8 protein-coding genes and 1 pseudogene are annotated in these 13,927 nt (G+C 37.4%); 4 read left to right on the forward strand and 5 right to left on the reverse strand.

All coding sequences use genetic code 11. The features are described 5' to 3' along the window. Nucleotides 1-31: 31 nt before the first annotated feature. A complete protein-coding gene (locus LB076_RS11740) occupies nucleotides 32-3,487 on the reverse strand; it encodes a methylmalonyl-CoA mutase family protein (RefSeq protein WP_066332051.1) in 3,456 nt (1,151 codons plus the stop codon). Nucleotides 3,488-3,683: 196 nt separating this feature from the next. Between LB076_RS11740 and LB076_RS14095 the strand changes: the two genes are divergently transcribed. Further along, nucleotides 3,684-5,363, forward strand: a complete 1,680-nt coding sequence (locus LB076_RS14095; RefSeq protein ID WP_066332049.1) for an OmpA family protein — start codon at nucleotides 3,684-3,686, stop codon at nucleotides 5,361-5,363. 183 nt (nucleotides 5,364-5,546) lie between these two features. On the opposite strand, the gene LB076_RS11750 is transcribed toward LB076_RS14095, so the two are convergent. After that, on the reverse strand, nucleotides 5,547-6,662 hold the full coding sequence (locus LB076_RS11750) for a TlpA family protein disulfide reductase (RefSeq protein ID WP_141672804.1): 1,116 nt from the start codon (nucleotides 6,660-6,662) through the stop codon (nucleotides 5,547-5,549). An 18-nt stretch (nucleotides 6,663-6,680) separates the two neighbouring features. On the opposite strand from LB076_RS11750, the gene LB076_RS11755 reads away from it, so the two are divergent. Then, nucleotides 6,681-7,430: a DUF4197 domain-containing protein gene (locus LB076_RS11755; RefSeq protein WP_099092438.1), complete on the forward strand. Its 750-nt coding sequence runs from the start codon at nucleotides 6,681-6,683 to the stop codon at nucleotides 7,428-7,430. 278 nt (nucleotides 7,431-7,708) lie between these two features. Here the strand turns inward: LB076_RS11755 and LB076_RS11760 are convergent. From LB076_RS11760 to LB076_RS11770, 3 genes and pseudogenes are all read right to left on the reverse strand, one after another. After that, nucleotides 7,709-8,490 (reverse strand): annotated as a pseudogene (locus LB076_RS11760) (alpha/beta fold hydrolase). Nucleotides 8,491-8,625: 135 nt separating this feature from the next. Continuing rightward, nucleotides 8,626-10,029, reverse strand: coding sequence for a di-heme oxidoreductase family protein (locus tag LB076_RS11765; RefSeq protein WP_066332042.1), 1,404 nt, complete (start codon nucleotides 10,027-10,029; stop codon nucleotides 8,626-8,628). A gap of 64 nt (nucleotides 10,030-10,093) precedes the next feature. Next, a complete protein-coding gene (locus tag LB076_RS11770) occupies nucleotides 10,094-11,266 on the reverse strand; it encodes an imelysin family protein (RefSeq protein WP_066332040.1) in 1,173 nt (390 codons plus the stop codon). Between the two features lie 232 nt (nucleotides 11,267-11,498). On the opposite strand from LB076_RS11770, the gene LB076_RS11775 reads away from it, so the two are divergent. Both LB076_RS11775 and LB076_RS11780 read left to right on the forward strand, forming a co-directional pair. Then, nucleotides 11,499-12,701: a DUF4856 domain-containing protein gene (locus LB076_RS11775; RefSeq protein ID WP_066332038.1), complete on the forward strand. Its 1,203-nt coding sequence runs from the start codon at nucleotides 11,499-11,501 to the stop codon at nucleotides 12,699-12,701. 62 nt (nucleotides 12,702-12,763) lie between these two features. Beyond that, on the forward strand, nucleotides 12,764-13,885 hold the full coding sequence (locus LB076_RS11780; protein ID WP_066332036.1) for an imelysin family protein: 1,122 nt from the start codon (nucleotides 12,764-12,766) through the stop codon (nucleotides 13,883-13,885). Nucleotides 13,886-13,927 lie beyond the last annotated feature (42 nt).

Below are 13,927 nucleotides of genomic sequence, written 5' to 3' on the forward strand. Positions count from 1 at the left end.
AAGTTATTCAAATATTAACAAATAATCATTTCTACATATTTCTTCTATACTGCCCTCCTACTTCAAACAATGCGGCTGTGATTTGCCCTAAACTACACACTTTAGTGGCTTCCATTAAATACTCAAATAAATTTTCGTTTTTAATAGCTGCTTCTTGAATCTTGTCCAACTGTTTTTGTACTTCTTGGGCATTGGTTTTATGTAAATTTTTTAAGGTTTGGATCTGAAATTGCTTTTCTTCTTCGGTGGCCCGAATTACCTCCGTCGGAATGACTGTTGGAGACCCCTTGGAACTCAAAAACGTGTTGACGCCAACAATAGGAAATGCTCCAGTGTGTTTTAAGGTTTCGTAATATAGGCTTTCTTCCTGAATTTTGGAGCGTTGGTACATGGTTTCCATGGCACCCAATACGCCACCACGATCTGTAATACGGTCAAATTCTTGCAAAACAGCTGTTTCTACTAAATCGGTTAATTCTTCAATAATAAAGGAGCCTTGAATTGGATTTTCGTTTTTGGCTAGACCTAATTCTTTAGTTATAATTAACTGAATTGCCATCGCACGGCGTACCGACTCTTCGGTTGGGGTGGTGATTGCTTCATCATAAGCATTGGTATGCAAGGAGTTGCAATTGTCATAAATTGCATACAAGGCTTGTAGGGTGGTCCGGATATCGTTAAAATCGATCTCTTGAGCATGCAAAGAGCGTCCTGAGGTCTGAATATGGTATTTTAGCATTTGGGCTCTTTCATTTGCTCCGTATTTTATTTTCATGGCCTTGGCCCAAATCTTACGTGCCACACGCCCTATAACAGCATATTCCGGATCTACTCCGTTAGAGAAAAAGAACGACAAATTTGGTCCAAAATCATTAATATCCATGCCCCGACTCAGGTAGTACTCTACATAGGTAAACCCATTGGATAACGTAAATGCTAATTGCGTAATGGGGTTGGCACCTGCCTCGGCAATATGGTATCCTGAGATAGAAACAGAATAAAAGTTTCGGACTTTGTTGGCAATAAAATATTCTTGTACATCTCCCATCAAACGCAAAGCAAATTCTGTCGAGAAAATACAGGTATTTTGCGCTTGGTCTTCTTTTAAAATATCGGCTTGAACGGTACCTCTAACTTGAGAGAGTGTTTTTGCCTTAATCTCACGGTATACCTCCAAAGGCAAAACAACATCTCCGGTAACACCCAAAAGCAGCAATCCTAAACCATTGTTTCCTTCTGGCAAATCGCCGTTATAAACCGGTCGCGCAATTCCTTTGTCTTGATATATTTGGTCTATTTTAGTTGCAATTTCTTTTTCTAATCCATTTGCTTGGATGTATAACTCACATTGTTGGTCAATAGCGGCATTCATAAAAAAACCAAGCAACATTGGCGCCGGACCATTGATGGTCATGCTTACCGAGGTCATGGCATGTACCAAATCAAAACCAGAATAGAGTTTTTTGGCATCGTCTAGACAACAAATAGAAACGCCTGCATTACCTATTTTTCCGTAAATATCGGGGCGTATATCGGGATCATTTCCATACAGGGTGACGCTGTCAAATGCTGTAGACAAACGCTTGGCGGGCAATCCAGCACTTACGTAATGAAAACGCTTGTTGGTTCGTTCTGGCCCACCCTCACCAGCAAACATACGCGAGGGATCTTCGCCTTCTCTTTTAAAGGGGTATAATCCGGATGTAAAAGGAAATTCTCCCGGAACGTTTTCTTGCAAACACCATCTCAAAATATCTCCCCAAGCTTCGTACTTAGGCAAGGCTATTTTAGGAATTGGAGAATGCGATAGCGATTCGGAGTGCGTTTTGATTGCTATATTTTGGCCTCTTACTTTAAAGTTATAAATAGGTTTTTTATATTTATTTACTTTTTGATCCCATGTTAGTAGTATTTCCCAATTGTAGGGGTCTAAATCCATTTTTACTTTATCAAATTGATTCAGTAATAGATTAAGAAAAATAGTGTTTTCATCCTGTTCTTTGACGGCAGAAGGATAGACTGAACTATCATCAATTCCTGTTTTTGTGATCTCAGGAACTTTGCCAGAAACAGACTCGATGGTTTTAAAAATACCGTATAGTTTTTGGGCTACTTTTTGTTGGCTCCCAACTATTTGATCGTATTTTCTATTACTTTCGGCTATTTCGGATAAATAACGGGTTCTTTGTGGGGGTATTACAAAAATTTTCTGACTCCTTTCTGGACTTACCACAAAAGTAGATTTTAAATCCGAATGTGTTTTCTCTACAATTTTATTTAAAATAAATTGGTAAAGCGTATTCATTCCTGGGTCATTAAATTGTGAAGCAATGGTACCAAAAACTGGCATCGTGTCCGGATTTGCTTCCCAAAGATTGTGGTTGCGTTGGTATTGTTTTTTAACATCCCGAATAGCATCTAAAGCCCCACGTTTGTCAAATTTATTTAGAGCTACTACATCCGCAAAATCTAGCATGTCTATTTTTTCTAATTGTGTTGCGGCACCAAACTCTGGCGTCATTACATATAAGGAAACGTCAGAGTGGTCCATAATCTCGGTGTCTGATTGCCCAATTCCGGACGTTTCTAAAATAATAAGATCAAATGTAGCTGCTTTTAGTACCTGAATTGCACCCGCAACATACTTAGACAATGCCAAATTAGACTGTCGAGTGGCAAGAGAACGCATGTACACCCGCGGGCTGTTGATGGCATTCATACGGATTCTGTCTCCTAATAATGCGCCTCCTGTTTTGCGTTTGGATGGATCTACAGAGATTAAACCAATGGTTTTGTCCGGAAAATCAATCAAAAAACGACGTACAAACTCATCCACCAAAGAAGATTTACCAGCTCCACCGGTTCCGGTAATTCCAAGAACAGGAGTTTCGGCCGTCTTCAAAGCGGGAGCAACCAAAGACTCTGGAAATAGTTTATAAAATTCTGGTGGGTTATTTTCGGCCAAGGATATTAGCCTCGCTATAGTAGTAACTTGCTTATTCTGGAGTCTATTTACCATCTCTGGAGCTGTTCCTTCGGGAGTTGGCGGGCTAAAATCAGACCGCTCTACTAGATCATTAATCATTCCTTGCAAACCCATGGAACGGCCGTCATCTGGAGCGTAAATACGGGTAATTCCGTAGGCTTGCAATTCGGCAATTTCTGTAGGCAAAATCACCCCGCCTCCACCACCAAATAGCTTTATGTGTCCTGCTCCTTTTTGTTGCAACAAATCATACATGTATTTAAAATATTCGATATGCCCTCCTTGGTAAGAAGTCAAGGCAATAGCATTGGCATCTTCTTGGATGGCAGTATTGACTACTTCTTCAACACTCCGATCATGCCCAAGATGTATTACCTCAACACCGGTGGCTTGGATAATTCTTCTCATGATATTGATTGCAGCATCATGACCATCAAACAAAGAGGCTGCAGTTACAATACGTACTTTATGCTTAGGGAGGTAGGGTGTTTGTGTATTCATTTTGAGAATGATAAGAGTTTTAAGCAAGCAATTTACTACTTTAATAGCATATCTAGCGGTAATTTTAAAAGTTAAAAATGCGTTTTATCGTCAAAAGGTGTTTTTTATCTAATAAATAGATAAGAATGGTACAATAATTTGTTAAAATTTTATCAATACCCTACCTTGTGCTATAATAAAACTTAAAAAACTTAAAATGAAAAAAATTACCATGTTCCCTATTTTGGTGGCACTCCTATCTCTAGGATCGTATGCTCAAGAGCTTCCGCCAAGTCCAACCCCAGGAAAATGTTACATTAAATGTATCACAAAAGACGAATACAAAGATGTAACTGAAACCTTCGAGATTGCACCAGCGTACAAAAAACTAACCGTAGCACCTGCAACCTATAAAACCGTAGAAGAAACTGTTTTAATAAAAGAAGCTGGTAAAAAAACCACTATACTACCTGCAACCTACAAAACCGTAGAAGAAAAAATGCTGGTTAAAGAAGCTAGCAAAACACAATCTATGGTAGCGGCCACATTTAAAACCGTTGAAGAAAAAATGTTAGTTAAAGAAGCTTCGACAAAATTAGTGGTAATTCCTGCTACGTACAAAACCGTAGAAGAAAAAATCATTGCCAAAGAAGCCTACAAAAAAATGGTTTTTAAACCCGCTACCTACAAAAGTGAAGAAGAAAAAATTTTAGCCAAAGAGGCTGTTAAAAAACTAACTGCTTTGCCACAATCATACACTACAGTAGAGGTACCATATATAGCCAAAGAAGCCATTACGGGACTAGAAGTTGTTCCTGCCAAATTCTCTAAGGGTTCCCAAACCTTTGTGACTAAAGCCAAATCTGGAAAATGGGAATACACCATGTTAAAGGACTGCCCTTCTGCCAATAAAGAAGACTGTATGACCATGTGTTATGTAGAAACTCCCGAAGAAACCCAAACCGTAGCTACCACCAAATTGGCCACAGATGCTACTACAAAAAAAACTTCTTGTGCAGATGGTATTTCAAAAGAACTTTGCGAAACAAAGAATGCGTACCAAAAACAAGTAGTAAGCTCTACTGCAAAAGTAAACGAATCTGAAATTCCGGCAGAATACAGCATGCTTAAAAGACAAGTTATTGCAACTCCAGCAACCTACCAAGAAATTGAAGTGCCTGCGCAATACGCCATTGTAAAAAAACAAATGGTGAATACTCCTGCAAAAACACAAGAAATAAGTATTCCAGCCGAATATAGTGTGGTAAAAAGACTCGTTATTGCTACGCCAGCTAGAGTAGAAGAAGTTGCTATCCCAGCAGAATACAGTATTGTCAAAAAACAAGTTGTTGCTACTGCTGCTATTGCAAATACCATCGAAATTCCGGCAGAATATGCTACCATAAAAAGACAAGTACTAGACAGAGCAGCAGCTACAACAGAAGAACTAGTCCCTGCAGTTACCAAAACTATTACCAAAACAGAATTGGTTAAAAAAGGAGGAATTACCGTTTGGGAAGAAGTAGATTGTTCTATTGCCTCTGGAAACAATTTGTTAAACATTCTTTATGAATACAATAGCGCTAAGTTAACACCAACCTCTACCACAGACATTGACCGAAACTTATTGAAATTAATGCGCGAAAAACAAAATCTAAGGGTTGAGATTATGTCGCACACCGATGCGAGAGGAAATGACAACTACAACATGTCTTTATCCCAACAAAGAGCACAATCAGTGGTAAACTATTTAGTATCTAAAGGTATTACAAGAGATCGATTAGTAGCCAAAGGATTTGGTGAAACTAGATTAAAAAACAAATGTTCTAATGGCGTAAATTGTTCGGATGCGCAACACCAAGCAAACAGAAGAACCGAATTCCGAATTATTCAATAATACCAATACTGTTTACAAAAGAGTAACTCAAAAGAAAGCGAACAAACCCCAAAAATTTGGGAAAGTTCCTTTTGAGTTACTCTTTTTTTTATGTCTAAAAAAAACACCAAAGCAGCACACCAATTAGCTATACGTGTTTTATTTTTAAATAGATTAAAAGCTTTTTTTGGCTATTGAAAGACCTTATTTTATTTTAGAAACTGTAGTCACCGCTACATCAAGAGTGATGGGTTTAAAAACAATTCCAAAAGAACTCTCAAATTCTTCTTGCATTAAGTCTTGAAATTGGTACTGAAAATCCCAATCGTACAAAGTAGTATCCGAACCAGTATAAACGTAATTAACCTGTTTTTCTCTACTCAATAAACTACACAAAGAAGTAATACTCATGTTGTCGGCTTGAATTCTATCCGTTCCTATAATATAATTTACCGGGCTCCCTTCCCAATTTAGTTGGTTAGAATCCCAAAGCATTTTTTTGTTTTTTACTTGTAGTGCAACTGCTGTAATTTTTTGTGTATGTACATGGCTTTTTAAATCTAAAAACTGCAAAACTGCAACTATAATTTTGTCTTTTTCAAAATCCCACATGGCCTTGGTGCTACTAATTTTAATGTTTTTATCGGTGCCTTTTTCAAATTTTAATTCAAAGGGATAAGACGATTTTAAAACAAAAAACAAATTTTTTAATGAACCCGAATAGTACACCTCGTCCTCATTCTGAATCAGTTCTTGCACCTCAGATTGCAATGATTCTATTTTTAAATTTTCTCCTTTGGAGAGCACCTTATTTGAAATTATTTCTGGACTTTTAACCTCTACTAACTGCTCCAATTTTACTGGGTGCTTGCTTTTTTTTGGAATAGTATAATAATAATCTAATGCATCTTGAGATAGATCCGAGGGATTGCCACTCCAAAGAACAGTTCCGTTTAGATCCAGCAATACTGCATAAGGTCTGGATTGTACGGCATATTTATCTACCGTAAAACCTTGATAATCCGAAGTAACCATTAAATCAATTGGTCTTTTTTTTAGGTATGTTGCAATTTTATTTTCGGACTCATCCGAAATAGAAACCACAAAAAGCTTCTCTTTATTGTGTTTTTGCAAAATTTCTAATTGTTGGGTAGCATAAACACAGGGAGCGCACCAAGTGGCCCAAAAATCAATCAAGATTAGCTTTTGATCCAAAAATGAAGTAATTTTATTTTCTGAAACTATTTTCGCTACTTTTATTGGTTGCGAATACATGGTGTTTAAACAACAAACGAGAATACAACCTATTATCTTTTTCACTTTAATATTTTTTTTTTAATGACTACAACAAACATACCAAAATTAACGCCTTTATTTAAAATTAAAACCCTACTTGTATCTACATTATTTTTGACGGTAACTAGTTGTGCTGAATTGCAACAAATTGCTACTCAATATCCTGGAATAGCAACCGCAGGAACGGTAGATATTTCTGGAGGATTAAAAGAGGCTTTAAACAACGGAATTACCAAACAAGTATCCAAATTAACGGCTACGGATGGTTTCTATAAAAATGAAGCCGTAAAAATTCTTTTGCCCGAAGAATTACGAAAAGTAGACTCTGGTTTAAGAAAAATGGGGCTTAACTCTTTGGCAGATGAAGGTTTAAAGGTGCTCAATAGGGCTGCCGAAGATGCCGTTAAAGAAGCAACTCCAATATTTGTAAGTGCCATCAAAAACATGACCATTACGGATGCCAAGGGTATTTTGCTTGGAGATACAAGCGCCGCAACAACCTACTTACAAAATAGTACTACAACTGCTTTGTACTCTAAATTTAATCCGGTTATTAAAAACTCTTTTAGCAAAGTTGGTGCAGATAAAGTCTGGACAAATATTATTACTAAATACAATAGTATTCCATTGGTAAACAAAGTCAACCCCGATTTAAACGATTATGTAACCAACCAAGCCATGAATGGTGTTTTTAAAATGATTGCGGTAGAGGAACAAAACATTCGTACCAACATAGGTGCCAGAACCTCGCCTTTATTGCAAACTGTTTTTGCGATGCAGGATTCTAAATAAACCGCTGTTAGCTCCCAAGCTATTTTTGAGAGGCGCGTGTAGATAACCTACTAACACCTCTACAGAACAACGGTTTAACTCGTTTTTTGCTGGTTATACTATAGCCAAAACAACCTTAACCAAGCTACAACAAAGTAATAACAAAACCTTAACAGCTGGATACTGCCTTATAGACGTACTTTGCGCTGGTAATAAACTGGTTATTTATTACTTGGTTTTGGTTAGTTAAATAGTGCCAACATTCTAAGAGTGTTGGCATTTTTGGTTAGATACTTTTTTTAGGATTTTTTCATAAAATGAAGCACTGCCACATTAAACTGTACGGGCTGTTCTACATTTACTACATGCCCCGCATTTTTGATAACAAATAACTCCGAGGATTTATAATGCCTTGCAACAACTTCTCGAACCGAAGGCAGAAACATATAATCCTCTTCGCCCATGATATACAAAGTGGGTATGTTTAATTCTACTTGACGAAACCATTTGAGTATCGGATTGATCTCTGAGGTAAGTTTAAACCATTTTAAAAATTCTTTTTGATACAATTTTTTGGCTTCGTTGATAAATAAAATTCGGGATTGTTTGTGGTTTTTTTGGGCATTATTACAAAAGCAAAAAAACGATACAATACCAAATAAGGCAAAACGTATTTAAAAGCATTGCCTAAGCGCATTAACACTTGAGAGCGAAAATTCATTTTTAAAATAGCCCCACCCAATATCATGCTTTGCACCCTATCGGGATGCATTTCGGCTAGCTGTCGGATTAAGATAGTGCCTAGAGATATTCCTACAAAATGAGATTTTTCTATTTTCAAAAAGTCCAAAACTTCCAAAATATCATTGGCCAAAGCCTCAAAAGTATACTTTTGTTTAAAGGCATTCCGTAGAGAAGGTTTGGAGTTTCCGTGTCCGCGTAGATCCAACAACAATACATTGTACTGTTTTTGAAAATCTCTTATTTGCTTATACCAAATAGAAGAACTACCTCCTGCTCCATGCACAAAAGTAACCCACTGGGTACTTTTTTTGTTTTGATAAATTGTATAATGGATCAATTGCTCTTTTTTTACAAAAATAATACAATATTTTCACATAACAACTCGCAAATAAACTTCCAATCAAGGCTTTAGTCTCTAAATACAAAAAAGGGACCTTAATTAAAGATCCCTTTGTGTATTTACTGCTATAGCTTATAATGAATTTATAAAATCTAGTAGTTTTTGTCTCTGGGATACAGAGAGTTTCTTAAAACTATTTTTGGCTTCTTGGGCTTCGCCACCGTGCCACAAAATAGCCTCTGTTACATTATCTGCTCTACCATCATGTAGTAGTTTGGTATGGTTATTCACTGTGGCTATTAGCCCAATACCCCACAAAGGAGGTGTTCTCCACTCGGTACCTGAGGCTTCAAAATCTGGAGCATTATCTGCCAAACCTGCCCCCATGTCATGCAGTAACAAATCCGTATAGGGTCTAATGGTTTGGTTGCGTAGAGCGGTTATAGGATGGGTATTTCCGGTCTGTACCTTAGGCTTATGGCAACTGATGCAGTTTATGGTTTCGAATATTTTTTTGCCTTCTAAAACATTTTGATCGGTATAATTTCTACGACCTGGCACTGCAAGTGTGCTAGAGTACAAGGCTACTTTATCTAAATTAGCATCCGAAATTTCTGGATTTCCTCCATTGGGTATTGTAGCGCAGTTTACGCCAGGCGGACAGTTTTCGTCCGGAAACAATACGGAGGTAATCCCCATATCTCCTGAAAATGCTGCTGCAACTTGTTGGCGTATAGTGGGCTGGTTTGCTTTCCAACCAAAACGTCCAATTTTTTTGGATTTGGATGCTATATCGTATACATAGTTCAATTTACCAGATATTCCATCTTTGTTGGTGTCTTGAGGATCTGCCCATTGCAACAAAGTACTGGCATCTATTGCTTCCAAAAGCCCTAAGCCTACCATTTGATTGGCTACTCTAGGAGATATTTTTACAGCAGTGGCTAATGGACCATACCCAAGAGTAGTAATATGGTATGTAGGTTTTTTGAGCATTACTTTGGTGCCATCTTCTAGAATTTCAATAAGCTCTTGGTGGGTTATAACAAACTTGCCTTTGGGGGTTTGTCCCAAGATAGCATTATCTTGTAATTGCCCTGCGTAAACTGGATCCAATGCAGCACTTCCGGTGTTGGTAATTCCGGGCGTACTCAAACGCAAGAGCAAGCCATGTGCGGTTTCTCCATCTACCAATGGCGCCCTACCTCTACCATCTTTAAAATGGCAACTAGAACACGAAACGGCATTAAAAAAAGGACCTAATCCATCTCTTGCCGTAGTGGATGCTGGGGCAGAAACCCAACTTTGCCTAAAAAAAGAATTTCCGATACCAAAATCCGTTTGCTCATCAAAAGTTAAATTGGGTGCCGAGAACCCAAAAGCTTCTTCGGTGGCATTAAAAAAAGTAGTAGTCCCTCCAGAGAATTGTTCCCCAGCTTCGGGGGTAAGTGCCGTATATTCTTCGTCTTGGTTGGTATTACAACCCAAAAAGGAAAAGCTAATTAGTAAAAAACTTATTTTTAGAGTAGCATTCATGGTTTTTAAAATCAAAAAAGTGTCCTTAAAAAAAGAACACTTTAGTTATACCTATTTTTATGGACTAACTAGTAACAATTATTCCAATTTTGGAGGCTCCTGCCAATAAATTAGCACCTAAATTCTTTAGTTCTAAAACCGCTATCCGTACTTTGGCTCCTTCTACAGAGTTTACTCCTCCTGCAATAGCTAAGTCAAACGGGGTCATAATTGCGGCTACTTTGGTTAACGAAGCTTGAACTGCTTGGTCTGTATCTTTATAGACTTCTATGGCATTTTGCTTTACTAAATCTTCAAGCGATGCACCATCTATAGAACCATATTTTCCTTGATAAACATTAAGTACTCCTTGCAAGTTCAGAGCAATATCTCTATGGGTATTATCACTAAAACAAGAATGCTCATCCTCTTGATCTGCATTTCCTAGAGCAACATTCATTCGTTCTACAGGCAGTTCTGCCGATACAAGGGTGGTTATTCCTAGATACATATTTTTAATGGCTTGGTCTTCTGGCAATGACAAAAATAATTGTCTATAAACCCCTGCTACTTTCCATTGGTTTACTAGATAATTTAAATGATCTGTCAAAAGATCCGCACATACTTTAAGATACGTTGCTCTACGTTTTTGATTTGCCGCAGTGCCGCCATCCACATAATCAGTATACGGACGCAAACCTGCTTTTTTCTCTGATGGAGCTGTTAGATCCTGCCCCCATAGCAAAAACTCGATAGCATGATAGCCTACGCTGATATTTTTTTCGCCTCCATTTTCGTTTTGAGCTTCCAAAAAAGACTTATCAATAACCGGAAACAAAACAGGGTTGTTAATTATTCCAGATGCGGAGGCACCTTGAACATAATCAATATAATTTTCATCTAATGGCCAAGCATTCATAAGACTCTCTGGGCCATCTTTAGCATCAATTGGGCCGTTGGCAAAACGGAATGCTTCGGTGGTACCATAACTTTCTCTGGCTTGTTTCCAGCTGGATTTAGCTGCATCAAAAGTAGCTTGTGTTGGCAGTGCAACAAAGGTATTTATTGCTGTTTCTAATAGTATTGCGTCTTGGTAGGCTTTGTTATAGTTTGCAAAAGCAATAGCTGCATAATTGGCGATTACTTCTTTTTTAGTTATTTTTAAGGTACTATCTGTAGTATCCTCCGATCGATTACAAGCCAAGCCTAAAGTAGCCACTGCTAAATATAAAGACGTTCTTAAAATTACTTTTTTCATGCTGTTTTTATTTAGAATAATTAAATTTAAAGCAAAAGTATACCGTTATTTTAAAAAAACAAATTTTATTTAGATTAAATTTAAATAAAACAACATACCATTTAAGGTAGCGTTATCGCGTTGTATCTCTTAAAATAAAATTATTTAGAAATAATCTAAACAAACTTTGTCAATCAAAAAATGCGTAGTATATTTGCCAAAATTATTTTTATTTAATCTTAATAACTAACATATGAAGCCTACTAAATTATTTTTTGCCTCTACTATTATTGCTGCATTAAGCCTTGCATCTTGCTCCAAAGATGCGGACGATCAATTAGCAACCTATGCCATCCCAGCTACCTATACTTTTGAAAGAAACCAAACCACAACCGTAGATTTTTCGGGACAATCCAGCAGATTATTAATGCTAGAGGAAATGGGGAACTACATCAAAACTGCTGCCACCAACGGAACAGTAGTGGATCAAACCATACTTAGCAATATGTACTCCAATAGCAACAATCCCTTTACATTAGCAGAACTAAATACCTCTGGTAAACAATTAAAAGACAAAACAGCTGCATCCAAAGAGTATTTTCAATTATTATTGGGAGGCGGAAGTTCTTTAGAAAAAAATACGGTACAAGCTTTTTTTGAAAGCCAATTGACCCTTGCTAACCAAGCAAGTTTAGGAGCTACAGCAGCAGCAGGTACTGCAGGTGTCTATACAGACGGTACCAGCAAAAGATTGTTTGCCACAAATGGTTTGGAACCGCAACAAGTGTTATTAAAAGGAATGATGGGAGCGTGTTTTATAGATCAAGTAGTCAATAATTATTTGAGCACCTATAAACTAGATGAGGCTAACAATAAAGTGAACAATACCAACAAAGTACTAGAGGCTAACAAAACCTATACTACCATGGAACATACTTGGGACGAAGCCTACGGCTATCTCTATGGAGCAGGTGGAACTAAATTTTGGAGTAGTTACATCAATCAAGTAAACGCAGATGCAGATTTCAATACCCTAAAAGCGGATCTTGATTTAGCTTTCCGTAAAGGTAGAGCTGCTATTGTTGCCAATGATTATGCCACACGTGATGCACAAATTGCAGTTATAAAAACCAAATTGGCATTAGTACCAGCGGTACGAGCGGTATATTATTTGCAAGAAGGAAAAAACAAACTCACTACAGATAAAGGTGCCAAAGCATTCCATGCTCTATCGGAGGCTTATGGATTTATCCTTAGCTTGCGTTATACTAATAAACCAGGTACTGAGGCTCCTTATTTTTCAAAAACAGAAGTAGATGCCATGCTTGCCTCACTAATAAGCGGTAACAACGGGTTGTGGGATATAGACACTTTAGGTCCAAAGCTAGATACGCTTTCTGCACAAATTGCTGCCAAATTTGGCTTTACAGTTGCCCAAGCCGCTACCGTAAATTAATTAAGAACAACTACAATTAAGTACAATTGCTTTTGTACTTTTGCAAAAAAAAAGAAGTTGCCATGAAAAAGAAACTATTTATATTTTTTAGTGCATTGATCACCCTAGCGGCTTGTTCTTCAAGTGATAGCGGAGAGGACAGCACCTCAGGCAGTAATTATGACCGAAAATTACTGTTGACCAACTGGGCAGACAACATTATTATACCTAGTTATACCAATTATGAGGCAAAAATAGCAACACTAGCACAAAATGTAGCAGCCTTTACTACTACGGCAAACCAAACCAACCTTGCGGCCGTAAGAACCTCTTGGTTAGAAGCCTATAAAGCATACCAATATGTTGCAATATATAGCTTTGGAAAATCCGAAGAAATTAGTTTCAAAGAAAGTGCCAATACCTATCCAACTAATCTAACGGGTATCGAAAATAATATTCTGGCAGATAATTATAACTTGGCTTTATTGTCTCAATTTGACAAACAAGGATTTCCTGCCTTAGATTATTTACTGCACGGATTAGCCAGTACAGATGCGGCAATAATTGCTAATTATAGCACCGATGCCCATGCTTCAAAATACCAAAAGTATTTAACTGCTGTAACCGCCCAATTGGCAACCAATGCCAACCTAGTGACTACAGATTGGAAATCCAATTACAGAGACCTGTATATTGCCAACAGTGGTGCTTCTGTGAGCGGCTCTGTTGCGATAACCACCAATAATTTTGTCAAAAATTTAGAAAAAGACATTCGGTCGGGCAAAATTGGAATTCCTTGTGGCGTATTTTCTAATGCCACTAAATTTCCAGAAAAAGTAGAAGCATATTATAAAAACAACCTCTCTAAAGAGTTACTAAATACTGCCCTACAAGCCTCCCAAGATTTCTTTAACGGCAAACATTACGGTAGTGCAACAACTGGCGAAGGTTTAAAAACGTATTTGGATTATGTAAATGCCATGCGTGGCGGACAAAAACTAAGCCAAATAATTCTCCAACAATATGCTGCAGCTTTTACCGCAATTGCTGGCTTGGACCCAAGTTTTTCTACACAGATTACCAACAATAATACCCTAATGATTGCTGCCTATGATGTAGTGCAACAAAATGTAATTTACACCAAATTAGACATGATGCAAGCCCTAAACATTACTATAGATTATGTAGATAGTGATGGGGATTAATTTAGCGTTTTTAAAAGATCTAACCTACCAAAACAGCAATTA

Source organism: Flavobacterium crassostreae, assembly GCF_001831475.1.
Classification (GTDB): domain Bacteria; phylum Bacteroidota; class Bacteroidia; order Flavobacteriales; family Flavobacteriaceae; genus Flavobacterium; species Flavobacterium crassostreae.

What these genes read in the sequence shown, in the direction of transcription:
- LB076_RS11740 (WP_066332051.1), bottom strand. Translation starts at nt 3,487, where the DNA reads ATGAATACACAAACACCCTACCTCCCTAAGCATAAAGTACGTATTGTA.
- LB076_RS14095 (WP_066332049.1), top strand. Translation starts at nt 3,684, where the DNA reads ATGAAAAAAATTACCATGTTCCCTATTTTGGTGGCACTCCTATCTCTA.
- LB076_RS11755 (WP_099092438.1), top strand. Translation starts at nt 6,681, where the DNA reads ATGACTACAACAAACATACCAAAATTAACGCCTTTATTTAAAATTAAA.
- LB076_RS11765 (WP_066332042.1), bottom strand. Translation starts at nt 10,029, where the DNA reads ATGAATGCTACTCTAAAAATAAGTTTTTTACTAATTAGCTTTTCCTTT.
- LB076_RS11770 (WP_066332040.1), bottom strand. Translation starts at nt 11,266, where the DNA reads ATGAAAAAAGTAATTTTAAGAACGTCTTTATATTTAGCAGTGGCTACT.
- LB076_RS11775 (WP_066332038.1), top strand. Translation starts at nt 11,499, where the DNA reads ATGAAGCCTACTAAATTATTTTTTGCCTCTACTATTATTGCTGCATTA.
- LB076_RS11780 (WP_066332036.1), top strand. Translation starts at nt 12,764, where the DNA reads ATGAAAAAGAAACTATTTATATTTTTTAGTGCATTGATCACCCTAGCG.